We start from the raw sequence: 24,113 nt of genomic DNA on the forward strand, positions 1-24,113 counted from the left end.
AGTGTTTGATTATCAACGGTCGTTATTTGTTAGACCACGTTGATTCTCTCGCAATGCATCTTGCGCATTTTTACGGGCTTCTGCTCTTTGCTTTGAAGTGGAGCAACTTGTTTTGGGAATATTTGATCCCAGTGAACGAACCTGTTTACAGCGATAACCGTTATTTGCCTGGCTCCCGTCGTCTGCAGAGTTGCTGGTGCTATTACATCCGGTCAGAAGTAGACCCAATGTAGATACGAGAATTAGTGCTTTAGTTTTCATGACTTCTCCTTGCTTTAAGCAATCTTTTATAATTTCATAACAAGGTATATAACAAGTACCTAAAAAAGTCAAACCCTCACACGTTCACCAATATATAAGTAGAGTAATTATAGTTGATGAAAATATTAATAATTAACTCCCCCCTCATTATATAACTCACTTCAATATACCTCCTGCACTTTCAAGTGTGTGCAATAACAAACCAGAGATAAACGGGCGTATAGCTTGGCATTTTTTCAAATTCACATTATTAATATAGATTATCAGTCATTAGGGCGTTTGGAGTAATACCAATTTGCTTAATTAAGTGTTCTATTTTGAGGCGAGAAAATATGTTCGATAACCAGGCAAAAATTTTGCTATTTAGTTGTTCTAAATGAGAAATTTTTAACACAGTTAGCGTCATATTTGCTCCGTCAAATTGAACAGGTATTAAGTGAAATTGGTATAATTATTTCCACAAAATGTAGTTTCAAGCTGACAATAAAAAAGGCCGCTTATGCGGCCTTTTTAATATTCTTATACTACTTAGAAGCTGTAATCTACGCTCAGGTAGTATGTACGAAGCAGCTGGTCATAGTAACGACCTTCATAACCTACTAAGTGGCCTTCTGGATCACCCAGCGAGAAAGGCGGCTCTTTGTCGAACAGGTTATTAATACCGAATGTGATTACGGTATTCTCGAAACCAAAGTAATCAACTTTGTAGTCTGTCTTAACATACGAAGGGATCTTCAGCTGTACATTTTCAAGAACAAACTGTTCAGATGCCACGCCATCTTTGTTGTATACCGTTTCCGTAACTGGGTTAGCAATAGTACCGCGTTGGACAAGTACACGGTCATCCGCGTAGCTAGACTTGTAGCTGAAACGAAGCGTGTGAGAGAAGTCACCGTGCGTCAGAGTATTCTGGATTTGGGCAACATTGCGGAATACAACTTCTTCGTCAGTACCGAACTTACCTAGGCTAGATTCCCACTCAAATGGTACAACACCCGGCGCAGTATATTGCGAGTCAATAATGTGAGTACCTTGAAGTGTTGTCTTCAGTTGGCCAAAGCTCAGCTCATTGTTGAATGAGAATTTCCAGTCAATACCTGATGTTTCTGTTTTACCCAGGTTCATGTATTCACGTTCAACAGACAGAAGTTTCTGAGTGTCATCCGCGCGACTTGTGTGGATTTGGAAGCTGTCATTAAACAGGTTTATATTGTCGAACATGTAGTCGAAGTCTGGTGCTTCTACCTTACCTTCGATTTCAATGCTCCAGTAGTCCACCTGAATCGTTGTATCTGTTGTAGGTGAGTAAACAAAACCTGCTGACATCTGCTCTGACTCTTCCGGTGCCAGTGTTGGGCTACCTTTCAGGAATGCCTGATACTGAGTTTCGCCAGGAGGACAGAATGCCTCACGATTTGCATCGCCCAAGTTTGGACAAGTGTAGGCAGAACCTGTTACACCTTGGTTAGCCAATGGCTGAGCATAACTACGCAGAGAAGCCACTTTGAAGCCCGTACCGTATGAAGCTCGCAGAACCAGGTTGTCTGTTGCGTTATAACGTAAGCTCAGCTTGTACGTTGTATCGCTGTTTGACTCATAACTTTGCGTGTCTGAAGGATCGTTGTTTTTAACTTTACCGATGTTATCGTAACGCAACGCAAGGTTCGCGCTCAGGTCTTCCAGAATTGGCACCTGGAATTCGGTAAATACACCGTACTGACTACGCTCCAGGTCATAACCATTGCTGTTTGCTGGTGCATTTGCCACACGGTTTTTCTGTGCTTCTGTCAGGATAAGTGCATAGCTGTTTTCGCGGTAGTCAACACCGTAACCTACATACACTTCACCCGCTGGCAGTTCAAACAAAGGCTGAGACGCACGGAAATCGAAAGACAACATGTCTGTTTCTACCGTCTCCCAAAGACCACGCCACTGTACGCTCTCGATTGCATCTTTTGACGCCTGATCCTTATCGAAATCTTCAGCCAGGGCAAAAACGTCAATCGCACCCGAAGCAATGGTCGAATCAAAGGTAGCGTTGTTGTAGTAACCATTCTTAACATGGTCTTCACGCTCGTTCTTCGAGTAAACAACAGCGGTGTTGAAATCGATATCGTTCAATATCGTACCTTCAAGACCAAGAATAACGTTAATGGCAGTATTGTCGTACTGGTTAGTACGGTTGCCACCAGGCAGCGCACGCCATGCAGCGCGGAACTCAGTTGCTTTGGCTTGTTCCTCAGCAGTCAGGTGCTTTTCAACGTACTTGGTATAAAGAACACTGTTTGCTGTATCACCATTAAGCGCACCCAGGTTTCGCGCTCCAGTTGGGTTTGGTGCAATACGCGAAGTCAGGGTGAAATCGGTATATGACAGCGTTGAGAATGCCTGAATGTTATCAGTGATCGCAAAATCACCCTGAAGAAGAAGCGCTGTACGCTCATTTTCAGGGAAAATTTCTAGTGTACTGGTGAAGTCGAATACACAGTCTATACCATCGGCAGTACCATTCGGATTCGCTGCTGTATCAGGTGCACAAGTGCCGTTTTCTGCATAATATGGGCTGAAGACCTTGGTGTAAGCGCCATCCACTGGGCGACCTTCTTCATCACGCTCACCAATGAAAACTTGCGCGATACCCGGGATAGCGTTACCTGAACCATTTAACTGAAAGTAAGAGTTACCATCAACTTCAAATTCAAGGAAACCTGTTTTTGCAAAATCACGGTCTTTCGAACGAAGTGTTTCTGTTTTTTCATGGCTAAGTGACGCAACGATGCTGAAACCATCTCTGTCAAAGTCACCAAAGCCAGTTGTAAAACTTAGATTATAAGACTCAGCGCCATCTTTAGGACGGTCCATACGTGCAGAAACTGTAGACTCTTCCGCCTCATCTTTAAGGATAAAGTTGATTACACCGGCGATGGCATCTGAGCCGTATAGCGCTGATGCACCATCAGTCAGAACTTCAACACGCTCGATAGCAGCAAGAGGAATAGAGTTAAGGTCAACTGAGTTGCCCGAATCAAGAGGCGCAAGACGACGACCATTTAATAGTACCAGAGTATAGTCTTCACCGATACCACGTAGTGAAGCAGTGGCCTGACCAGTACCGCCGCCACCGACTGACGAAACAGGTGTTGTGAAACCCTGCATCGAAGGAATTTGAGCTACCAGGTCACCAACGTTGGTAACACCCGTGTTTTTGATATCTTCTGCTGAGATAATGTTCACAGGCAGTGCACCGGCAAGGTCTGTACCTTTGATACTTGAACCTGTTACTTCGATTTTCTCGATATTCTCTTCTGATTCTTCTGCGTTTACTGCAAAAGCTGTAGCAGACACTGCACCATACATCAGTGCTAAGCGGACCGCTTTCGAGATCTTGCTATTTAACATTTGTTTTCTCCCTGGCTTTAAATAATTCTTTTAAAGCATTGTTTTTATGTATTTTCTTAATTTTATATGGGTAACAAGTGCGTGCACTTTTAGCCATATTGGTGAAACATACTAATCGCATGAAAAACAAAAGGTCAACAACCTTTTTTAAAACGGAAACAAAAAACCTAAAAAGGAAACAAAAAAGAACTTTAAAAACAACAAGTTATGCACCTAAAATTATCTGACTCATAAACAGGCTATTTTCTGAGCTTTTCAGCGGTGGAAATCACCGGTTTTTGTTCATCGATTCACTGCGGAGTCGGTGGCCGTTGTCTACATTTTAACAAGGTGTTTTGATCAGGCTGGCATTGAATTTATACAGTGACGGGTAAAATGAAAGCTTTGTTAATTTCAAAAAACACAACAATGTTATTGTGCTTTTCACAAAAAAGCCCCTGCACATTGCAGGGGCTCTTTAAAATCTACTTAGTCAGGCAGAATTAGAAAGTGTAATCTGCTTGTAGGTAGAAAGTACGACCATATGCGTCAGCGTAACGTGGGTCGTAACCAACCTGGTGACCAGCTGCCGCGTTCAGAGTGAACGGAGGCTCTTTGTCGAACAGGTTCTTAATACCGAATGCAACATTTGCGTTGTCACCCCAAGCATATGCCAGGCGGTAGTCGAATGTCATGTATACAGGGACGTGTTTCTGGATAACACTACCGTCTACTGCTGAATCCCAATCATCCGCTTGAGCAACGTAGAAGCTTACGTCTGCTGATGCATCAGTGTAACCACTGCGCGCCTTAAGGTTCAGGCTGTGCGTGAAGTCACCGTGAGTTAATGTATTGTTGAAGTTGATGATGTTACGGAATGCAACTTCTTCATCAGTACCAACCTGACCCAGGCTAGTATCCCACACATCCGTTGTACCTACACGCAGACTTTCATCTTCAATCATGTATGTACCCATCAGGCTAGACTTCAGCTCGCCGAATGAGAAGTTAGTAGTGAAATCCACATGCCAGTCGATACCAGAAGTACGAGATTGACCAACGTTACGTGCAGGCTGGATGATTGCAAGTACTGTATCACCTGTACCACGGTCAACCTTAGTTGTGAACAACTCATCATAAGTGACCGGGTCACCGAAGATTTGGTTCTGAGTCAGACGGCGAACTTCGTTCTCCATCTCAATGTTCCAGTAGTCAAGACCGAAGCTTGTGCCTGTGTCACCCGCCCAAACGAAGCCAAATGTGTACTGCTTAGACGTCTCTGGCTGAAGGTCTTTCTCACCTTCACGGTATACATCATACTGCAGCTTATCCTGGTGACAGTACTGTGCCTTTTCAGGTGCAAGGCCAGCTGGACAGTCGTATGGAGAAGCGGTTACACCAAACTCAAGACGAGGCGCTGCGATTTGACGCATGGTTGCAGCTTTAAAGCCAGTACCATAGCTTGCACGAAGCAGTAGTTCGTCAGTTGGACGGTAAGAGATACTTACTTTGTAAGTCGTATCGTCAGCACTGTCGTTTACAGTTTGGTTACCGGTACGTTTTGAATCTGTGATTTCACCGATTTCGTCGTAACGTAGTGAACCAGTCACTTCCAGATTTTCCATTACTGGCACAATCACCTCAGCAAATGCACCATAGCTGTCACGCTCCAGGTCAAATTCAGTACCGGCAGATTCGAACAAAACAACTTCAGCGTTTTGGCCAGCGCCGTTAGTCAGTGAATAGCTTGACTGACGGTAGTCGAAACCAACACCCAGGTAAACTGTACCAGCGTCTAGTTCAGCGATAGCACCTGACGTTTTACCTTCAATTGCTAATAGGTCCGTATCAGTAGTTTCCCACAGACCACTAAACATGGTGTCAGCAACCATTTTGTTTTGATCGTCAGACAGGTTCTCAGGCGCTTCAAAAATGTTAACTGCACCTGATGTTACCAATGCCATGAATTCTTTTTCCAGCGGGTAACCAGTAATACGGTTCTGCTCACGCTCTGCACCTGAACTTGTGATTGCAAAATCGTAAGACCACTCGTTAAATTCACCACGCAGACCTGCTACGATGTGCGCTGTTGTGGTGCTGTACTCGTCAGTACGGTTACCACCTGGCAGTACACGCCAGCGAGCAGAAACACCACCCTCTACCATGTCAGCCTTAACGTTGTCAGGCAGATATTTAATTACGTTGTCTTGTACCAGTGCACTGTTCTCATCTAGTGAGAAACCACCTGTTGGATATGGCGCAATACGTGCTGTCATTTCAAACTTAGAAGCAGATGCAGTCACATAGGCTTCCATGTCTTCAGTCACAGTAGCAACCGCTTGTAAGAACAAGTTATCACGTGTACTTTCTGGCTGAATTTCTAGCGTGCTGGTGTAGTCAAACTGACACGCATTACCCGATGGTGCGCTGGTTGTATGACATGAACCGTTCGCTTCTTTATAAGGGTTCAGTGAGTGAGTTTTAGTCTTGCGGTTACCGTTATCGTCCAGTACGTACTCACCCGCTGCATCACGCTCATAGTACTTAACATAAGCGTTACCAGGGATAGCATTTGAAGAGCCTGCGATTGCAACCAGGTTTTGACCTGCGTGCTCAAACTCTACAAAACCTGTTTTAGCGAAATCACGGTCAACTGAGCGCAGATTATCCTGCTCATCGCGACTATAGCTCGCCATGATGTTAAAGCCGTCGCTGTCCAAATCACCAAAACCAGTGGTGATTGAGAAGTTTGAGCTAGATGTGTCAGAAGGCTTGTCGTAACGCGCACTGACTGTTGTGCTTTGTACGTCATCTTTCAGGATGAAGTTAACAACACCCGCGATAGCGTCTGAACCGTACAGTGCTGATGCACCGTCTTTCAGGATTTCTACGCGCTTAATCGCAGATAAAGGAATTGAGTTGATATCGATGCTCGAACCAGAGTCTGATGAAGCCATACGACGGCCGTTAACAAGAACCAGCGTGTATTCAGCACCTAGGTTGCGAAGTGACGCAGTTTGAACACCGCCGCCGCCGCCACCGACTGACTCACCAGCAGCAGTGAAACCCTGCATCGCAGGCAAGTTAGCAACGAGGTCTGGTACGCTTGTTACACCAGATTTTGCGATGTCAGAAGCATCAATCACATCGATAGGTAAAGCACCTTCCAGGTCTGTACGCTTGATAGCAGAACCGGTGATCTCGATCTTCTCGATTTTCTCTTCGCCTTGCTCAGCATTAGCTGCGAATGCAGTCGCTGATGCAGCACCAAACGCGATCGCTAAACGAACCGCTTTTGTTACTTTGTTATTTAACATTGGATTCTCCCTGGACCATACAAGATGGTTATATTTATTTTTTGCGTTAACAAACGCTTTGTATTTTTACCAAAACGGTAACTTAGTGACGCATCTTAAACAACAAACAGACACCAGGTCAACATCACTTGATGTGTTTTTTGCAATTACCGATAGAAGGAACTTACCCATTTAACACTTTAAACACACCGTGATGATCAAATTAAAACAAACAACCGCAATACAAACATGCAGTTGTGAACTATTTGTTCTTTTTGGGAACGTATCACTCACCCTAAAGCAGGAGACGTTATGTCAGTATTGTGTAACGGGGGGCGATTAACTTTTGCCCGGAAGATGCGCACTTAGCACTCAATTGGAAGGGTGAAAAAAGCCATCTTGCGGTCATGTTTTTAGAAGGCTGTCTTAGGAGCGGAGTGGAGTAAAGATGCAGGCAAAAAAAAGCCCCTGTCGGGGCTTTCTAATCACTGGTACATCTGCAAATTAGAAGCTGATGTTATAACCTGCATAGATTTCACGGCCAATATGGCCTGCGTTATAAATTGAATAGTCTTCATAAAAGCCCTGGCTATTAAAGACGACACCTTTATCAAACAGGTTACGTGCACCCAGTGTAAACGTGCCATAACCATCGCTGTAGTACTTCATATTCAGGTTATGAGTGACGTAGGTCGGGAGTGAACCATCGTATACGTTGAATGGTTCTTTACCATCTACTTTAACCACAGACTGAGACTCATAAGTATCAGCAATGATATCTGTGGTCCAGTTGACGGTATAGTTATCCATTGCATAGTTGATAGTGAACTGAGAACGCCACTCAGGTGTTTCTGGCGCGCCTTTTTCATCTTCTTTAGGACCTGTGAAGTAAACATCTTCGCCTACTTCTGTCAGCAATGTGGTTACATTTCTGAACTTAAAGTCACCAAACGACGTTTCTAACTTGTAAGACAAATCAATGTCGAAGCCTTTACGGGACATAGAGGCGCCATTAGCATATTGAGTATGTGCTTTCGAAATAACCCCATTTGCATCACGCTCAATTCCGACTTGAGGATATCGAGCAGTCACTTCGTCCAGCTTACCCGCGTTTTCAATATGGATCAGATCCTGAGCGGTGATAATTGAAATCACATTGTCGATTTCAAGTTCGAAGTAGTCGACTTTGATTGAAACATCTTCAAACCCAGAGTAAACCACACCAAAGTTCGTATAGCTTGACTCTTCCGGACCAAGCTGATCATTGCCTTTACGCATTTCACTAAATTGTGTAGACGGACAATCAACTGCTGGCGTACCTTGCGCCGCACAACTTACATAGTCAATCGCAGAAGGGCTACCCTTAGAGTCTTTTGCATTCAACTCTTTAAGAGATGGCGCACGGAAGCCTTCAGAGTAAGATGCACGAAGTAGCAGGTCGTCGATTGGACGATAGTCCAGTTTCACACTTGGGTTACCTTCACCACCAAAATCACTATAATCGTCGTAACGATATGCCGCGCTGAGCGTCAGATTATCCAGCAGCGGGAATGCCACTTCATAGAATACTGCCGTTACATCGCGTTCACCGGCACCTGAGCCACCAGCGTCACCACCAATCAGATCAGCTTCGTTTTGTGCGTCGTAACGTTGATTCAACGTCATATCGAAGTACTCTGCACCCACGTAGTGTGCAATCGCACCCGCTTCCAGCTCACCCAGTTCAAAACCTAAGCCTGCGAAAACGTGATCCAGTTCACTCTGGCTTTCTGTGTAAGTGGTCGCACGCATATTTGCTTTGCCCTGTTCTGAGTCAAGCGAAATATCATTTAAAATATTGTGTGACAAACCCGCAACACTCAGGTAATAACGACCAGCTGTGCGGTAGTCTAACTTAGCTTTGTGGTACGACACCTCCCACTCAGCGGTATCACCGAACATACCTTTCAGGCCCAGTGTATAGTCCTGCTGATAATCTGTCACTTCACCATCACGGTTGCCCACCTGGTACCAGCGGAAATAACCGTTTGCAATCTCACCTGTTGGATTTAGCGGAAAGTCACTCGCCATGTCTTCAAAGTAGTCGGCAGGTGGTGCATAGCGACCAAACGAATCGTTGCGGCTGAACATCGCACGTGCATACAGCTCCAGATCATCGGTCAGCTCATAGTTGACGCTGGCCATCGCAGAATCACGCTTAGTCGATGCCATGTTGGCAGATACATCGGCGTGAGCATATGCGCAAACTTCACCGCCGCCAACTCCTCCAAGTGAGCTGCCCTGGTCAAGCACACCAACAAAACCAGGTACTGTCTTTGTTAATTCATCACATTTTGGTGAAGCTACAAAACCATCTTTCGTTTTAAATGTCTCACCATAGTAGCTGATCCCTACGGTCTCGTCGTAAATAGAGATTAGACCGTCGTTGTTCTTATCTTCCATAGACGCTGCTGTGTAGCTGCGGTCACGAGAGAAGATCGGGTTACGCTGCTGGTGGTCATAGACGAAGGTGATATTACCTTTGTCAGAACTTACGCCGAACGCCATTGACATTTGCTTGGTGTCAGCACCTTCCGCTTCAGGGCGGCCTACCTGAATATCAAACGACACCCCTTCGAAATCTTTTTTCAGGATAACGTTAATAACACCCGCAATCGCATCAGAACCATAGATTGCAGAAGCACCATCTTTTAGAATTTCAATACGCTCAACCGCCGCCATCGGGATCGAGCTCAGGTTCGCACCACCACCATTTAGTGAAGGCGAGCTACCCATACGCTTACCGTCAATCAGTACCAGAGTACGACCGGCACCGGCTCCCAGCAGGCTCACTGTTGACTGTGACTGACCGCTGTTACCAGAGCTTGGAATAACAGAACCAAAGCTGTTAGACGTAACGCTTTGTAGCGCTTCAGCAACAGAGACGCGGCCCTGACCTTCAAATTCAGCGGTAGAGATCACTTCAACCGGGCTTGCACCTTCCATGTCGACACGCTTGATACGCGAGCCTGTGATTTCAATACGTTCTACTTTTTCAGCACCTTCCTGAGCAGTTGCAGACTGTGCTACCACAGCCGTAGACGCAGCACCAAATGCCAGTGCTAAACGCACGGCCTTAGTTACTTTAGTGTTCAACATGTGTTTTCTCCCTGGGCTTACACTTGGCGGTAAGCATGAGTATTGTTGGTATTTATAACGAGCTTGCCGAGCTAATTTCAGCAGTCTCTGAATTTTCGCGACGGATACTAATCGCGACCTGTGTTAAGCGTCAAACCGCCCCCACTTAACAGACAGGCACAGCAAAAACACAATGAAAACCCAAGCTTTTAACAGTGCTTTAAAGTTAATTACCACTCACTTCAAAACAAATGCATTTTTTAATTGAATTCACAAACTCTTTGTATGCAAAAAAGACGAAAACCAACACAAGGTAAGAAATGCAAGTCGCATTATCGTTAAAAAAAATATTTTAAAATTCAGTCTGTTTGCTGTTTTTTTATGCGCAAAAACATAGCCAAACAAACCATTTCCAAATTTGTTAGTATGTATTTACATTCAAATAAAGCTTTGTTTCACTTAACGTTCTATGATGAGTGGCAAATAAGCGGAAAAAAAGATTTGCTTACAAGCAGCTAAAAAACCGCTTGCACGCACTTACAAATCTGAGGACAAATCCAGCGTGCGCTGACCATGCAAAGTGATGGCTTCGAGATCAATATCCGGTAGCATCTGATATATAGGTAAGATCTGTTTTTCTATATAGTGACTATAGTCCGGGTTTGCTAATGCCCCGCGTACCAACTTAGGGCCAGTTCTACTTATATAGTAAGCAACCTGACTTCCCTTACCAAGTGCCCGGTTGGCGCCTGTGCTGTGGGCCTCTTTAGCAGCCCTAACATGAGGCGGGATATTTTTTACATAAGCGTTCAGAGGCTTACCAAGGCGTTTTTTGTAAATCAGCTTGCTATCAACCTGACCACTGTTAATTAATGCAATATATTGCTCCGTCACTGCAACGACATCCTCCTTATCAAATAAAGCGCGGATCACGGCCTGTTGATACTCTTTGGCTATTTCTGTCCAGTCACTGCGCACTGTTTCCAGTCCTTTAAATATCAGTTCAGTGCCCTGATCTGATTGGATCTGACCCACATAGCGCTTTTTTGAGCCCGTTTCCTGGCCACGAATCGTCGGCATAAAGAAAGGGCTGTAATGGGTTTCGAACTCAATTTCCAGGTAACTGGGCAGGCTGTGCTGATTGTCAATGTGTTGTTCCCAACGGCGGTTAATTTCCCTCATCAATCGCTCACCGAGCTGTTGGCACTGCTCAGCGCTAAGAGACTCCGGCACACAGACAAAGGTCGAGTCGGTATCACCATAGATAACCTCGTAACCCATGTCTTCGATCCAACCGCGCGTGGTCTGCATAATCTCATGGCCACGCAAGGTGATAGAGCTGGACAGTCGAGGATCATAAAACCGGCACCCACGTGAGCCTAGGACCCCATACAGGCTGTTCATAATAATCTTGATCGCCTGTTGCAGCATTTTGTCCCCCCGATCTTTAGCCGCCTGGCGGGCCTGTGCTAATTGTGCGACCAGCTTAGGCAGATGATGATGTACCCGGGAAAAAATCCCTTCATTAAAACCGGCAATGGCATTTTCTGGTGACTTTAGCCCTTCTATCAGGCCCATCGGGTCAATATGAAAGGTACGTATAATAGAGGGATACAGACTCTTAAAGTCGAGCACCAGTACATTTTGATAAAGTCCGGGCCGCGAATCCATCACATAGCCACCGGGGCTGTCAAATGTCAATCCATGTTCACCCAGGTTTGGCGCAATATAACCACTGCGATGTAGTAAAGGCAGGTATAAGTTGGTGAATGCCGCCACTGAGCCGCCCATACGTTCCAACTCAAGGCCCGTCAGCTGCGTTCTGGCAATGGCAAACTCGAGTAGAGACAGCTTAATAAAGATATCCCAGACCAGCACACAGTCCTGCAGGTTATAACTGGCAAGTGCGGGCTTATCGTGATGAAACAAGCGGATGATCTCCTCCAGCCTGTCGTCCTGGGTGAGCAATTTACTCTCCCCGAGCACCTGCTGGGCAACATAACTCAGCCTGAAGGTTTCAAAGTGATACGTGGCATTTTTCATGGTGTCTATACCATCCAGCACCACACGACCCGGGATCAGGACCCGAGTAAAGTTACCCTTTGATATCTGCATTGGGTTACCATCTCGACCCACACTCAGTGTCACCCCCAACGCTTCAGCACGTTCATTAAGCACAGCGCAGTCAAACTCAATCACATTCCAGCCGATAATCACATCCGGATCCTGACGATTAAGCTCCTCTACCAGCGCCAGTAATAGCGACAACTCATCGTTGACCCAGCACACTTCGACATCACTAGCCTGTGGCTCACCTATCATAATAACGCGCCGCTGAGACTGGCTTACCAGACCAACGGAAAACAGGACCCCTTCCCCGCTACACTCAATATCCAGCGACAGCATGCTTAGCCTGGGCGTAAATTGTGGTGCCGGTTTCAGTTTTGCCTGCTGAACCTCAGTATAACCTGCTCTGGCTATAACTTGACCCGTAACCCAGGCACCACCCCGTATAAAACGCTCCATCAGATAACGATCGGCATGGCGAATGTCAGCCTCATACAAAGTAAGGTGATCGCTTAGCAGCTCTTTGCACCGGTAGTAGTCACTCAATGTGCGGCAATAGAGACCCGTAACCTCAGCTTGATCAAAATGCCTGAGGGCAAGCGGTTTGAATTCCACTCCCTGAATTTGTCTTGTGAGCCGTTGCTGCGCCTTTGCTGTGTCTTCTGTGCGAATGAATAAGACCGCCTGTTGTGGCTCAGTGATCACCTTCAGCAAGCCGTCGGCCGATTTCAGCCAGTAACACAGGTGTAGCCTGTTGTTGAGATGAATTTGTTGCCGTGACAGGATAAAGCCCTGATATACCGCTTGTGCCAAAGGGGATCCCCGCCTAAAATAGAATACCTGTAATTATATCCATACTTTTTTGCTTAAGCGATCCTACATGCTGTCAGATTCTTTAAAAAAAACCATCCGTCAGGCGCACACCAATATTGCGCAGCAACTGGAAGGCTTTCGCCCTCGTGCCGGGCAAAACTATCTGGTCGCAGAAATCGCAAAAACCCTGGGGGGTGACTATCACAAATCTCAGCGTATTTGCGTGATTGAAGCTGGAACCGGCACGGGCAAGTCACTGGCTTACTGCCTGGGTGCGCTGCCGATGGCTCTGGCAAAAAAGAAAAAGCTGATCATCTCCACGGCAACAGTGGCACTTCAGGAGCAATTACTGAATAAAGAACTGCCTTTTTTTAAAGAGCATTCCGGGCTCGACTTTAAATTTGATCTTGTCAAAGGACGACAACGTTACATCTGTGTGCAAAAACTGCTGGCAGCCGTGAGTGGCGAAGATACGCAAATGTCCCTAATGCCCACTACCAGTTCGCCATTATCAGCGATGGAACAACGCTGTTTACAAGCACTGGCAAAAGCCTATCAGGAAAAGCGCTGGCAGGGCGACAGAGACAGCTGGGCAGATACCATTCCCGATAAAGTGTGGAACCTGATCGCCTGCGATAAGCACGCCTGTCAGCGGCAAATGAAATCTCATAACTTGTGCCCTTTTCATCTGGCCAGACAAAAAATTGCCCAAATGGATGTGCTGGTGATCAATCACGCCCTGTTGCTGGCCGACCTCGAACTCGGCGGCGGCACAATTTTAAGTGACCCCGAAGACACCTTTTATGTTATCGACGAAGCGCACCACTTACCTCATATCACTCGTGACTTTTCGTCCGCTGCGGCAACCATCAAAGGTACCATAGAATGGCTCGACAAACTGCTAAAATTCAGCGGTAAAATGGCCAACGTTGTGGTTTCACAAAAGGCCATCGGGCAAAACTTTAAACTCAACGACGCCGCCAATGATGCTGGTAAAGTGTTACGTCAAGTCAGAGACATGCTGGACCAGTCTGACTACAGTTATAACGATGATGACACCCACCGCTTTTTGCATGGCGAAGTGCCGGAGCAGCTAAAGGCGCGTGCCAAAGACATTGCCGATGCCACCCAGGATACGTTACGTGCACTGAGTAAAATGCACGATGCGCTGACGCTGGATGTCAATGATGGCGATGTACAGGGCTTTCTTGCCGACCCCATTTTGGCGGAAAGCGGCCAGTATATTAACCGCCTGGAGCAGCTCAACAAGCTTTGGTTCAGCTATGCCACAAAAGGCGAAGGCACGCCACATGCCCGCTGGATAAAGCGTCTGGATTACAAGCATCATCACGACTACCTGCTGTGCGACTGTCCTATTGAAGTGGGCTTTTATCTTAAAGATCATCTCTGGCGCGAGTGTGCCGGGGCCGTATTGTGCTCTGCTACGCTGAGTGCAATGGGCAACTTTGATCACTTCGCGCGGGAAAGCGGACTGAGCAAAGAGCCTGGCGTAAAATACATCAAGGCTGACTCTCCGTTTGATTATGCCAAACAGGCACAATTACATATTCCACAAACCAAAATTGAGCCCACGGACAAAACGTTCAGTGACTATCTGGCAGAGGCACTACCTGATTTCCTGGACAAAAAGAAGGCCAATCTGGTGCTGTTTGCCTCCTACTGGCAAATGGACCACGTAGTTGCCAAACTGCGTCAACAAAACTGGCAGATCCTGGTGCAGGGTGAACTGTCGCGAGAAGAACTGTTAAAGCGTCACCGGGCCGCCATCGATCTGGGCGCGGGCAGTATTTTATTTGGCACCCAAAGCTTATCAGAAGGACTGGACCTGCCGGGCAAGTACCTCGAGAATCTGGTGATCACTAAGATCCCCTTTGCTGTGCCCACGTCACCCGTCGAAGAAGCTCAGGCAGAATTTATCCAGTCTAAAGGTGGAAATCCGTTTTTATCTATCACAGTACCTGATGCTGCCAAGAAATTAGTGCAAAGCTGTGGTAGACTGCTGCGCAAAGAAACGGATTCTGGCCGCATCACCATTCTCGACAGACGCCTGATCACCAAACGATACGGCAAGGCGATGCTGGACACGCTGCCACCCTTTGCAAAACATATAGACTGATCCATGCTCGAATTTGCTTTAGACCCAGCTACCTGGGCGTTACTATGTACGGTTGCACTGGCCGCAGGTTTTATTGATGCGATTGCCGGCGGCGGTGGCATGCTCACCGTGCCGGCGCTGCTCACTGCCGGCTTGCCGCCGCATATGGCACTGGGCACTAATAAATTGGCCGCCAGTTTTGGGTCATTGACCGCCAGCTTCACCTATTATAAACAAAACCTTTTCAATCCCAGATTCTGGGCAGCGTCCGTACTGGCCACAGCCATAGGTGCCGCACTGGGCACTTTGTTAGTTGATTCACTGAGTATTGAGTTTCTTAATAAGCTCATCCCGGTCATCATATTACTGGTTGCGCTGTATAGCCTATTCGGCAAAATGAGCCATAGCGACTCTATCGACTTACCTGCAAAAACGAGCATGCTCAAAGTCAAGCAATGGCTGCAGGGCCTCTCTCTGGGCTTTTTCGATGGACTGGCAGGTCCCGGAACAGGCACTTTCTGGACGGCATCGAATGATATGCTGTATAAGATGAGTCTGCTTTTAAACTGTGGCCTGGCTCGTTCGATGAATTTTGTCTCGAACTTTATCTCCCTGATCACGTTTGTTGCACTGGGTCACGTTAACTTCCTGCTGGGTGTGACGATGGGTGCATTTTTGATGCTAGGTGCCTGGATTGGTGCACACTCAGCGATTAGATTTGGCAGTCGGCTGATCAAACCCCTGTTTAATGCCGTGGTCATAGTATTAACTGCAAAACTGATATTTGAGGCGTATATGGTATGAGTCAGCCACTGGAAAAGCTCAGACAACGCGTTGCAGAGCTGCAACATCACGCCGAACAGTTTGATAAGGCTAAGTGGTTTGATAAAAATCGCTATATTCAGTCACAACCGAGTCTGTTTGACAGCCATGTGTTTCGCAGTAAAAGCCTGAAACTCAGCGACTATGTCGATGAAGTGAAAGACGCACTGGCACACTTGCCACCGCAATCCCAGCGCCATGCTCTGCAGTATGCGGTGGAACACATTGGTGAGCAGATCGAAGCCATTATAAAAGTGCTTAAATCAACCCCGGTCTGGGCAAAAGAAAACCGTTTTCAGCCGCACAAAAAAGCCAAAGTCTACCGCCAGGCCGTCAAAAAAATCATGCAACCTTCTCATGAGCTTTATCAGGAACTGTCGCAAAATCATGAATTCGAGCGACGTTTACAGGAAATGATTTCGCTGCGTCAGGATCAGCTGATCAAAGCATCACCCGAGCAAGCCGCTCAGCTGAATAAAGAAATACTCGCCCTGCATGGCAGATTGGGGCGCTGCCGTAAAGCCATCAGCGCGACCGAAGATAAAATTCAGCGGCAAGAGAAGCAATCTCGATCCTGAATACTGCCATCAATATCTTATGTTATTTTATCACCCCAGCTACAGCAGTTTATCTTTGCCGCCTAAGCACCGTTTTCCCATTGAAAAGTATCACCTGCTTTATCAGCAACTATTGCAAACACCCTGTGCAAACTGGCTCACTCAACCGACTGTGGTTGCCTCGTTTGAGCAGCTGAGTTTATGTCATGACCCTGAATATGTAGCAGCATTTCTTAATGGCATGCTGGCTAGCTCAGATGTCAAACGAATGGGCTTTCCCTGGTCAGAACGATTGGTTGAACGCACATTACACTCCGTGGGTGCGGCACTGGAAGCCGCTCAATTGGCACTTAGCCGTGGTTTTGCAGCCAATCTCAGTGGTGGCTATCATCACGCTTTTAGCGACAGAGCTGCCGGCTTTTGTATTTTTAACGATTTAGCCATTGCGGCCAGACACCTCATTCGTACCGGACAAGCAGACTCGGTGCTATTGCTAGACTGTGATGTACATCAGGGTGATGGTAGTGCTGAGATCCTCGCAGCAGATCCGCAGATAATCACCTGCTCGCTCCATTGTGAACAGAATTTCCCTAAGCTGAAGCAGCAGTCAGACTACGACTTTGCCTTACCTAAAGGCAGCTCAGACGAAGTTTACCTTGCGACATTAAATGAAGCCCTGGGCCTGTGTACTCGCCTCCATCAACCCGACATCATACTGTATAACGCGGGCGCAGACATCTACCACCATGATGAGCTGGGGCACTTTGACATAAGTCTGGATGGCGTACTGGCACGGGATACGCTGGTGCTGAAACATGCAAAGCGGAATCACATCCCACTGATGGCCACGCTCGGCGGTGGCTATCAGCGCAATGTTGGTCGATTGGTCGATGTACATCTGCAACTTTTTATCGCGTTACAACAAGTCTGGCCGGAGCGTTTTGTGCCTTTCCCTCCCGGACAATAAACATCTGCACCTTTGCGTGTCACCCGTTTAAAATTGCCGGTAGCATTAACCTATGAGGTCGTTTATGTTGTACAATTACAATAACTTCAAAATGGAGCACGACAATGAAACTTCATGATGATCTGCACAATTATTACGAGAAGATTGTGCTCGAAAATATTGAGGAACGTGGCCTGGATCATAAGTATGATGAAGATGTCATGGCTGATCTGTGCTGTACCGCATTAAACCGACTGCCTGCTCGCTACATTCGTTACGACGTAGACATGGAGTTTTATCTGCCAACCGATGAGAGAACTGAGATGGAAGCGCGAGTACAAGAAGCCGTTGACTATGCGCTGGCCCAAATTGCTAAAAAGAAACAGTTTCAACCATGACACAAAGCACCTTAGAACACGCACCTGAACACATCAAACTGGCTGTCGATCTAATCATGTTGCTCGAACAAAATAACGTGCCAGCGGAGCAAGTGCTGGCCGCACTGGAGATAGTCCAGGCCGATTTTGCTAACAAGCTTGATGCGGAAGAAAGTTAACTTTAAAAGCACAAAATACTTCACATATAATTTACTCTTATGTCATATTGTCGCCTCACTATGACAACGACTTATGACGTAAGGAATGATTATGACAACACTCACTTCGCGTGCGCTCACGCTTAGTCTGGTTACAGCGGGCTTGTTTCATGGCTATGCTCTGGCAAATGATTTTGCCGCACTTGACCAGGCTTTACCCGCCAACTATGTGATCAACGGCACTGAGCCCGTATTCGATTTTGATGGTGATGGCTGCCTGCCCAGTGCGGGGATCAGCCGCAGCGGGCAGCAAAATGCCGGGCTTAAGACCTCAGGCAGTCTGGGCGGAAGTTGCCGGGACAGTCAATTCTTAAACACTTCTAATACCGTTCACCGCTATGCTTGTACTGACACTAACCAGGGGCGTTTTTGTGGCCACTTCTATGCAATGTACTTTAAAAAGGACCAGGTTTTCCCCTACTTCGGCGGCGGACATCGCCATGACTGGGAATATGCTGCAGTATGGACCAAAGATGGCCTGGTGACTCATGGCAGTTACAGCGCCCATGGAGACTTATACACCAAACCCGCTAACGAACTGCCATTTGAAAATGGCCACCTGAAAATTGTTTATCACAAAGACGGTATTCTGACCCACGCATTTCGATTCGCCAAATCGAACGAAGTGGCAGAGAATGATTACAATCGCTTTGTCACCCCAGCGATAATCAGTTGGTACGAAATGTCAGGGGATGGCATCACCAATCAGGGACTACGCGATAAACTAAACCAGTATGATTACGGCTCTGCAACCTTGCCGGTAAAAGACAGTCGCTTTTTGACTAATCTTAACCGCTTCAAGCCGTCAGGATATCCCACTTTTACAACCGCTGACGTGCTGGCAGCCCAGTAACCGAAAGGGTGAGCCCGCTTAACAGGCGGGCAATGTTATTATGCAGAGCGTGCCAGAGTCGCTGCTGATGTGTGCAGTTTATACTGGGCAAAGAAACGACTATCTTCCTCTGAGTCTCTGGGGCAGGCAAAATAAGCCACATCATCGCGAACGGGCTCTGGCCGGGCATGCTTACCATCCTCCCAGTACAGCACGGCATGCTTTACCAGCTCTTCCAGATAAGTATGATCCCAGCTGTAGTGACAGTAACCATGGTGATCAGACAGATACGGCGCGTAGTCGCCACAGGTTTCGACACTGGTCACACCATTCTTATAATCAGCAAACGCTTTTGCGTCTTCCTCTGCAGTGGCGGGATCGACAAAATAGGCGACATCACGACGTGGTGGTAAGGCCTGGGGCAAGCCAAACTTTTCTCTTACGGCCGAACACTCAACCACAATCCAGGAAACAAAATGGGCACCAATCTGATGATCCCACTTCAACGCAACAAACATCTCAACTCTCCTTCTAAGCTCATTTATCTTGGTTCGTTCGGTACACCACTAGCCAACGGCAGGTGTCCTGGCGAATGCGCGCGCAGCTTACCGGAAATTATTGTCAAAAAGTAGTCAATTCAAGGATTTTTTTCATGACATTTTCTGATATGGCTTGGGAAAAGAATGACACACACAGCAGCAGGAGCCGCAATGAGATTTAGATTAAAGCCACTAATCTGATTAAAATACAGGCAGTTCCTGCCGGACTTTAGGTGTAATAAATATGTCTAAATCAGAGAAATCGTTACAAGGTGTTACAGCATGGTCAATCACCGCTAATATGTTGCTATTTGTCGTGAAATTCAAAAACACTGGCTTACTTGTCGCTAGCAGTTTTTTGTCATTTCATTAAACTGCACAGTGAAGCTCAACACTTGGACGTTGTTATGAACCTGACACGCAATTCACTGAAAAACCCCGCCGCTGTCGTGGTGATCCTGGTGCTGCTAATACTGTTTGGCATACTCAGTATTTTTAAGTTACCGATCCAACTTACGCCGGATATAGAACAACCACAAATAACCATATTTTCTGGCTGGCGGGAAGCCGCGCCAGAAGAAATAGAATCGGTGATCATCGAGCCTCTGGAAAATGCCGTGAAAAATACCCCAGGCGCACTGGAGGTCAATACCACCATTAACCGGGGCAATGGTTTTATCTCATTGACGTTTGCCGTTGGCACAGACATGCAGCAGGCAATGCTGGACGTACTGACTAATCTTAATCAGGCACCGCCACTCCCCCTCGATGCCATAGACCCGGTTGTCAGTGCAGGAGGAAATGGCGGCCCCGCCGGGCCTAACGCTGCCTCTTTGCTGGTCACCCCACTAAATTATCAGGGTGATGGCCTGGACCTGGATATGGCGCAGTTTCAAAAAACCATTGAGGAGCTTATCGAGCCCCGTCTGGCAAGCATTCCAGGCGTTGCCCGGGTTAACCTCGCCAGTGAGCGACCAAAAGAACTACGCATCACCTTTGACCCGCACAAAGCCGCCGCGCTCGGGATCTCATTGGGGCAGATCAGGCAAACTCTGGCCAGCTCCAGAGACACTTCGGGTGGCCTGGCCGATGTCGGCCGACGCCAATATACAGTGCGCTTTACCGGCCAATACGATCTGCAAGACATGCTGCAAATGCGTATTGGCTACTCAGGGGATCGTCCCATCTACCTGGGTGATGTTGCCACTGTTGCCGAAACTTACTCAGACCGCCGGGCGATGAGTGGTCGTAATGGCAAGCCGGCTTATTATATCACCGTATCCAGGGCGAATGGTGCCAACACGGTTGCCCTGCTCGATGGCATCAACCGGGCAATCGCCGAGCTCAATGCTGGTCCACTGCCGGAAGCAGGCATTGCTATCGAACTCAGTTATGATGCCTCGGTCCATATTCGCAATGCATTATTACTGGTTAAGAGTAATCTGGGATTGGGTGTCCTATTGTCCCTGGCTATTCTCTGGCTATTCTTCAGAGGTCTGAAAACCACGCTGATCATTGCAGCCACCATACCTGTGTCTCTGATGGTTGCTTTTTTGGCACTCAATGTGTTCGATCGTAGCCTCAATGTGATTTCTCTGGCAGGGCTCGCCTTTGCTGTGGGACTCGTACTGGATGCCGCCATCATAGTGCAGGAAAATATTGCCCGCCTGAAATCCAGTGGTTTCGATGACTATAAAGCCGCTTTACGCGGTGCCGGTCAGGTTGCTGGTGCGCTCTTTGCGTCCACGGCCACCAGCGTCGCCATCTTTTTGCCGATCTTGTTTATGGCGGGGATAGAAGGACAGTTGTTTTCAGATCTGGCGTTGACCCTCTCCATCGCCGTGGTTGCCTCGATGCTGTGTGCCCTGACTATAATCCCGGTGGCCAACCGTTATCTGCCTGACAGCAAAACACAGACCGATCCCTATCAGCATTACTGGAAAAAACTGACCGCCCTGATCATGCGCCTGACCAGCAGCAAAGTAAAGCAACTCAGCTGGATTTGTGCTCTGCTCGGTGGCTCTGCGCTGATCACGTTAACCATGTTGCCAAAAACTGATTTCATGCCACGTGCCCCGACAGACGGCTTTTTCTTTAACCTGGTCACGCCACCTGGTGGCAACATGGCCTATATGGAAGAAGAGTTACTAAAACGCGTCAGATCCCGTCTGATGCCTTACTATCATGGCGACAAGCAACCGGGGATCAAAGACTTCAACTTTTATATCTTTGGTGTCAATGCCGGTGGCTTTATTTACTCTGCCGACCCACAGCGTGTTGAAGAGCTCATGCAGGTGGCCCGGGAAGAGATCTTTGTTGACCTGCCCGACACACAGGTGTTCTTTTTCCGCGGTTCGATGATCAACATTGCCAATGGCGGTGATGGCCGCGACATCAACATTGAGCTCACCGGGCCTGACATGGACGACCTGATCGCTGGCGCTGAAGTGGCGCTGCAAGCCGTGCAAACGGCGATGCCAGATGCCACCGCCCGGCCGCAACCACGTCTGGATATGGCTGAGCCAGAACTCAGGCTGTACCCCAATGATCGGCGTATTACCCAGGCAGGTTTGACTCGTCAGGATGTCTCACAAGCGGTGCAAGCCTTCACTGGCGGTCTGTTTATCAATGAATACTTTAATGGTAATGAACGAATGAATGTCATTTTGCGGGCGCAACCCTGGCACACGCCGGAAGAGCTCAAGGCACTCCCGCTGTTTACCCCGGATGCAGGGATCCAGACACTGGGTGAGCTGGCACAGGTCACACGCACCGTCGGACCCAGTCAACTCCAAAGGATCAATGGTCGGCGCACAGTCAGCATCATAGTCACGCCCCCTGCGGAAATGAGCCTGCAACAGGCACAGGCAATTCTGGCTGAGCAGGTAATGCCAAAGATCAAAGCGCAACTACCGGAAACGGCCGGCGTGATCCTCGGTGGCAATGCCCAAAAAATGAATAGCGCCATAGAAGAAATGACTCTCAATTTCTTCCTCGCCCTGTTTATTTTGTTCTTACTGATGACGGCTTTATTCAAGTCAGTTCGGGATAGTGCACTGGTGCTGCTGGTCATGCCGCTGGCCATTGCCGGTGGTGTAATGGCGCTCTATGTTTTAAACTTGTTCACCTTCCAGTCGCTGGATTTGCTGACAATGATCGGCTTTATCATCTTGCTCGGCCTGGTGGTCAACAATGCTATTTTGCTGGTCGATCAGACCCGCCATGCGCAGGCGCAGGGTATGAGCCGCCGCGAGGCCGTTGAACAGGCCGTGCTGATGCGTGCCCGTCCCGTTTATCTCAGTACCCTGACCAGCCTGTTTGGCATGTTGCCACTGATGTTGATGCCCGGTGTAGGATCCGAAATCTATCGTGGTCTGGCCACAGTGATCGTCGGTGGTATGGCTATCAGCGCCCTGTTTACCCTGATTCTGATGCCCAGTCTGCTACAACTTGGCTCAGATAAACAGCCAACCCCTAAGATCAATAACAATAACGACAAACCCAAGTTAAATCTGGTCGCGAATCAGTAGGAGCCCGCAATGTTAGCAAGTCAATATAAACGCGCTTTGGTCACCGTCCTTATGACCGGTGTAGTCACTTTCAGCCAGCTGGCTGATGCGGCACAGCCCGTGGCCGTTGAACCCGTCGCTCAGGGCCAGCTCACCAGTCAGCTGGCAGTCAACGGGACCCTGCATGGCAAGCGCGATATGGTTATCACGGCTGGAGTGTCGGGTCGCTTGCAATACGTCGCAGAGCCCGGTTTGCAGGTTGCCAAAGGCGACGTGCTGGTACGTATGGACACCTTACCGCTGGAACTGGAAAAGGCACGTCAGCAAGAGATGCTCAAGCGTGCCCGGATTAACTTACGGTTTCAGCAACAAGAGCTGACCCGCCTGATGGAACTGGCCAAAACCAGCAGTACCGCAGCCAGTCAGGTCGATAAGGTTCAGAACGCCCATGATCTGGTACTGTCAGACATCGCCCTCGCTGAAGTCGAACTCAGAGTCATTGAAGATAAGCTCAACCGGGCAACTGTGACGGCGCCATTCTCAGGCATCGTGAGTAAACGCTACCATCGCGGCGGACGAGATGTCAGCCGGGCCGATGAGTTACTGAACCTGGTGGACATCGACCAGCTCGAAGCGCGCCTCTATGTACCGGTTAAATACCTCAGTTATGTGCGCGCAGGCCAGCAGCTGCCGATCAGTGCTGGTAACCTGGATGCCCCACAAACAACGATGGCACGCGTCAGCGCCGTGATCCCGGCCACCGATCCGCGCTCACAAACCTTTGAAGTACGCGCGATGCTCGATCAACCGGATGATTCAGGCCACATGCAACACTGGGCGGTTGGACAACTGGTGGATGTCTCCGTGCCACTGGTGGCCAGTGAACAGGCTTTACTGGTCAATCGCGATGCGTTGATCCTGCGCAAGCAGGGTATCCATGTGGTTAAAATCGATGCCAGTAATACCGCCACGCAGATCCCGGTGACCGTCGGCAAAGGTCAGGGCCAGCTCGTTGCCATCACGCCCCAGTCCAGCCACCAGCTTATTGCCGGGGACAGAGTCGCAGTGCGAGGTGCAGAGCGGCTGACCGATGGCCAACAAGTCGATGTCCAGAATTAATACAGCTTACTAGCCCAATGAGCCTGCTTAAGGAAGAGCTAAGGCTCATTTTTAATTTCAATTAAATAAAATCAAAGGTTTAATATTTTTTAATAACCGAATACCACCAATTTAAGCGTTTTTAACTGGCTTACTCTGGTGTTTCA

At 47.9% G+C, this 24,113-nt stretch carries 15 protein-coding genes; 9 read left to right on the top strand and 6 right to left on the bottom strand.

The features are described 5' to 3' along the window. Positions 1-12: 12 nt before the first annotated feature. From MHN33_RS02400 to MHN33_RS02420, 5 genes are all read right to left on the bottom strand, one after another. Complete coding sequence (locus MHN33_RS02400; protein ID WP_239394378.1) at positions 13-261, bottom strand: hypothetical protein; 249 nt, start codon at positions 259-261, stop codon at positions 13-15. Positions 262-789: 528 nt separating this feature from the next. Beyond that, positions 790-3,660 (bottom strand): TonB-dependent receptor, encoded by a 2,871-nt coding sequence (locus tag MHN33_RS02405; protein ID WP_239394380.1) that lies wholly within the window; start codon positions 3,658-3,660, stop codon positions 790-792. Between the two features lie 482 nt (positions 3,661-4,142). Then, positions 4,143-6,956, bottom strand: coding sequence for a TonB-dependent receptor (locus MHN33_RS02410; protein WP_239394389.1), 2,814 nt, complete (start codon positions 6,954-6,956; stop codon positions 4,143-4,145). Positions 6,957-7,439: 483 nt separating this feature from the next. Further along, positions 7,440-10,073 carry a TonB-dependent receptor gene (locus MHN33_RS02415; RefSeq protein WP_239394407.1) on the bottom strand — a complete coding sequence of 878 codons (2,634 nt, stop codon included), beginning with the start codon at positions 10,071-10,073 and terminating at the stop codon, positions 7,440-7,442. 516 nt (positions 10,074-10,589) lie between these two features. Beyond that, entirely contained in the window at positions 10,590-12,932 is a 2,343-nt protein-coding gene (locus MHN33_RS02420; protein WP_239394416.1) for a DNA polymerase II, read from the bottom strand. Positions 12,933-12,999: 67 nt separating this feature from the next. Here MHN33_RS02420 and dinG point away from each other — a divergent pair, with 67 nt between their 5' ends. The 7 genes from dinG (at position 13,000) to MHN33_RS02455 (ending at position 18,821) form a co-directional block, all read left to right on the top strand. Continuing rightward, positions 13,000-15,069, top strand: coding sequence for an ATP-dependent DNA helicase DinG (gene dinG / locus MHN33_RS02425; protein WP_239394427.1), 2,070 nt, complete (start codon positions 13,000-13,002; stop codon positions 15,067-15,069). Between the two features lie 3 nt (positions 15,070-15,072). Next, positions 15,073-15,852, top strand: coding sequence for a TSUP family transporter (locus MHN33_RS02430; protein ID WP_239394446.1), 780 nt, complete (start codon positions 15,073-15,075; stop codon positions 15,850-15,852). Then, the gene (locus tag MHN33_RS02435; RefSeq protein ID WP_239394448.1) at positions 15,849-16,448 is read left to right on the top strand and encodes a primosomal replication protein; all 600 of its coding nucleotides are present in this window, start codon (positions 15,849-15,851) and stop codon (positions 16,446-16,448) included. The genes MHN33_RS02430 and MHN33_RS02435 overlap by 4 nt, the downstream gene beginning before the upstream one ends. A gap of 19 nt (positions 16,449-16,467) precedes the next feature. Continuing rightward, positions 16,468-17,394: a histone deacetylase gene (locus MHN33_RS02440; RefSeq protein WP_239394450.1), complete on the top strand. Its 927-nt coding sequence runs from the start codon at positions 16,468-16,470 to the stop codon at positions 17,392-17,394. A gap of 104 nt (positions 17,395-17,498) precedes the next feature. Then, positions 17,499-17,771 (top strand): late competence development ComFB family protein, encoded by a 273-nt coding sequence (locus MHN33_RS02445; RefSeq protein ID WP_239394452.1) that lies wholly within the window; start codon positions 17,499-17,501, stop codon positions 17,769-17,771. Then, positions 17,768-17,929, top strand: a complete 162-nt coding sequence (locus tag MHN33_RS02450) for a YbaM family protein (RefSeq protein ID WP_239394454.1) — start codon at positions 17,768-17,770, stop codon at positions 17,927-17,929. Before MHN33_RS02445 ends, MHN33_RS02450 begins: the two co-directional genes overlap by 4 nt. A 91-nt stretch (positions 17,930-18,020) precedes the next feature. Further along, positions 18,021-18,821: an NPP1 family protein gene (locus MHN33_RS02455; protein ID WP_239394456.1), complete on the top strand. Its 801-nt coding sequence runs from the start codon at positions 18,021-18,023 to the stop codon at positions 18,819-18,821. Positions 18,822-18,859: 38 nt separating this feature from the next. On the opposite strand, the gene MHN33_RS02460 is transcribed toward MHN33_RS02455, so the two are convergent. Further along, on the bottom strand, positions 18,860-19,318 hold the full coding sequence (locus MHN33_RS02460) for a hypothetical protein (protein ID WP_239394458.1): 459 nt from the start codon (positions 19,316-19,318) through the stop codon (positions 18,860-18,862). 428 nt (positions 19,319-19,746) lie between these two features. On the opposite strand from MHN33_RS02460, the gene MHN33_RS02465 reads away from it, so the two are divergent. Both MHN33_RS02465 and MHN33_RS02470 read left to right on the top strand, forming a co-directional pair. Then, positions 19,747-22,869 (top strand): efflux RND transporter permease subunit, encoded by a 3,123-nt coding sequence (locus MHN33_RS02465; RefSeq protein WP_239394470.1) that lies wholly within the window; start codon positions 19,747-19,749, stop codon positions 22,867-22,869. A 9-nt stretch (positions 22,870-22,878) separates the two neighbouring features. Beyond that, positions 22,879-23,967: an efflux RND transporter periplasmic adaptor subunit gene (locus MHN33_RS02470; RefSeq protein WP_239394482.1), complete on the top strand. Its 1,089-nt coding sequence runs from the start codon at positions 22,879-22,881 to the stop codon at positions 23,965-23,967. The last annotated feature ends 146 nt before the right edge of the window (positions 23,968-24,113 follow it).

The sequence above is a fragment of the Pseudoalteromonas sp. OOF1S-7 genome (genome assembly GCF_022347765.1).
In the GTDB taxonomy this organism is placed as follows: domain Bacteria; phylum Pseudomonadota; class Gammaproteobacteria; order Enterobacterales; family Alteromonadaceae; genus Pseudoalteromonas.

What these genes read in the sequence shown, in the direction of transcription:
- MHN33_RS02400 (WP_239394378.1), bottom strand. Translation starts at nt 261, where the DNA reads ATGAAAACTAAAGCACTAATTCTCGTATCTACATTGGGTCTACTTCTG.
- MHN33_RS02405 (WP_239394380.1), bottom strand. Translation starts at nt 3,660, where the DNA reads ATGTTAAATAGCAAGATCTCGAAAGCGGTCCGCTTAGCACTGATGTAT.
- MHN33_RS02410 (WP_239394389.1), bottom strand. Translation starts at nt 6,956, where the DNA reads ATGTTAAATAACAAAGTAACAAAAGCGGTTCGTTTAGCGATCGCGTTT.
- MHN33_RS02415 (WP_239394407.1), bottom strand. Translation starts at nt 10,073, where the DNA reads ATGTTGAACACTAAAGTAACTAAGGCCGTGCGTTTAGCACTGGCATTT.
- dinG (WP_239394427.1), top strand. Translation starts at nt 13,000, where the DNA reads ATGCTGTCAGATTCTTTAAAAAAAACCATCCGTCAGGCGCACACCAAT.
- MHN33_RS02430 (WP_239394446.1), top strand. Translation starts at nt 15,073, where the DNA reads ATGCTCGAATTTGCTTTAGACCCAGCTACCTGGGCGTTACTATGTACG.
- MHN33_RS02435 (WP_239394448.1), top strand. Translation starts at nt 15,849, where the DNA reads ATGAGTCAGCCACTGGAAAAGCTCAGACAACGCGTTGCAGAGCTGCAA.
- MHN33_RS02440 (WP_239394450.1), top strand. Translation starts at nt 16,468, where the DNA reads ATGTTATTTTATCACCCCAGCTACAGCAGTTTATCTTTGCCGCCTAAG.
- MHN33_RS02445 (WP_239394452.1), top strand. Translation starts at nt 17,499, where the DNA reads ATGAAACTTCATGATGATCTGCACAATTATTACGAGAAGATTGTGCTC.
- MHN33_RS02450 (WP_239394454.1), top strand. Translation starts at nt 17,768, where the DNA reads ATGACACAAAGCACCTTAGAACACGCACCTGAACACATCAAACTGGCT.
- MHN33_RS02455 (WP_239394456.1), top strand. Translation starts at nt 18,021, where the DNA reads ATGACAACACTCACTTCGCGTGCGCTCACGCTTAGTCTGGTTACAGCG.
- MHN33_RS02460 (WP_239394458.1), bottom strand. Translation starts at nt 19,318, where the DNA reads ATGTTTGTTGCGTTGAAGTGGGATCATCAGATTGGTGCCCATTTTGTT.
- MHN33_RS02465 (WP_239394470.1), top strand. Translation starts at nt 19,747, where the DNA reads ATGAACCTGACACGCAATTCACTGAAAAACCCCGCCGCTGTCGTGGTG.
- MHN33_RS02470 (WP_239394482.1), top strand. Translation starts at nt 22,879, where the DNA reads ATGTTAGCAAGTCAATATAAACGCGCTTTGGTCACCGTCCTTATGACC.